Raw genomic sequence first — 1,553 nt, 5'->3', positions numbered from 1 at the left:
CACGGCGGCGGTCGCGGTAGCGAAAACCGCTAACTGGCGGTGATTCAGTGCCAGGGCGATAGCTGCCCTGGCACTTTTCTGTTGAACAGCCATCAGGAAACCCTGTCCTTCCACGCTTCGTATCTCGCAAGGAGCGGCTGGACACTCAACCCATGCAGCAGAATGCTCAACGCCACCACTGACAGCACCAGGTTGATGCTCTGCGCGGCCGAGGTGGGAAGCAGTCCATGATTGAGGGCATAGAACAGGTAGTAGAAGCTGCCGATACCTCGGATGCCAAACCACCCTAAAAGTCCGCGTTGGCGGATATCTAGCATTCCTCGAGCAGGGAACAGCAGGATACTGATGGGGCGAATGACAAAAAACAAAGCGCCGGCAATCAGCACTGCACGCCAGTCCCAATGCTCAATGAGCACTACCCCGAGCATGGTCACCAGAAATACTTCCATTGCCCGCTCAATCAGGCTACCGAAAGCCAGCATGTCACCCAACATGATCCCCGCTGCTACCTGCGAGTCGTCGAGCCCTTTCACATCGCCTTTGACGGCTAGCTCCGGCGCAACGTGCTGATGATCAACCACAGGCTGTACCAGATGTTCAGCAGCCGGCTCTTCTGGGCTATTGGCGGTCTGAACCTCCGCCTGCCGTAAGCCCAGGCCCGCAGCGAACACCGCGAGGAACCCGTAAGCCTGTATCGACTCGGCGCTCACGTAAGCCAACGCAATCAGGGCAAGGGCCAGATAGTCATTGGGCGACACGTTGCTGTCGTCGTTGCGCAGACGCAAGAACAGCGAGAGCTTGCCCAGTCCACGCCCCATCCAGTAGCCAAGCAACAGGCCTGCTGTTACTGCCCACAGCATGTCCTTGAGCAACCATTCACTGAGCCAGGCCTGGTCATTGTCCTGTTGCAGGAACAGGCCGAGGATGACGAATGGAAACGCCACACCGTCGTTAAGCCCTGCCTCACCCGACAAGCTGAAACGGACAAGATCATCGTCCCGGGCATCAACCACCTGCACCAATGTTGCGAGCACGGGGTCAGTGGGTGCGAGGATCGCCGCGATCAGTAGCGAGACTCCCCACCCCAAGCTCAGGCCGTAATGCAGCACCAGCGTTACCCCACTAATGCAGATCAACATCACCGGCCCCGCTAGAAAAAAGGCGGTGCACCATCGGCGATTGTGCAAGGGCAGGCGCAATTTCAACCCACTAAAGAACAGCGAAAACAATACCGCGACCTCTGTGAGGTGTTCCATCCACCCGCTCGACTTGCTCAAGTCCAACTGAAGAAAACCCAGCCCCGATGTACCCAGGCCAATACCCAAGGCAAGGCACACTACAGACGAGGTCACAGGGATCCAGCGCAGGTAGGAGGATGAGAGCGCGAGCAGTAGCAAGACTGCGCCCAGCATGGCGAACCAAACGATGAAGGTCATTTGCGCAGGAGCCTTGGGAAAGTTTGCAAGTATTTTTTTGACTTTCCGGCACGCCACGTCGTTCCGCTGCGCTTAGTGGACTCACCCAACACGCCGGGAAATGTAAAAAAAGATTTC

At 57.2% G+C, this 1,553-nt stretch carries 1 protein-coding gene; it reads right to left on the bottom strand.

Annotated elements, in window-relative coordinates; all coding sequences use genetic code 11:
• Positions 1–92: 92 nt before the first annotated feature.
• Positions 93–1,436 (bottom strand): sodium:proton antiporter, encoded by a 1,344-nt coding sequence (locus G1E_RS25750; protein ID WP_047150242.1) that lies wholly within the window; start codon positions 1,434–1,436, stop codon positions 93–95.
• Positions 1,437–1,553: the final 117 nt, after the last annotated feature.

This window comes from Pseudomonas sp. TJI-51 (assembly GCF_000190455.2).
In the GTDB taxonomy this organism is placed as follows: Bacteria; Pseudomonadota; Gammaproteobacteria; order Pseudomonadales; family Pseudomonadaceae; genus Aquipseudomonas; species Aquipseudomonas juntendi.
This window is presented reverse-complemented; position numbering and strand designations above follow the sequence as displayed.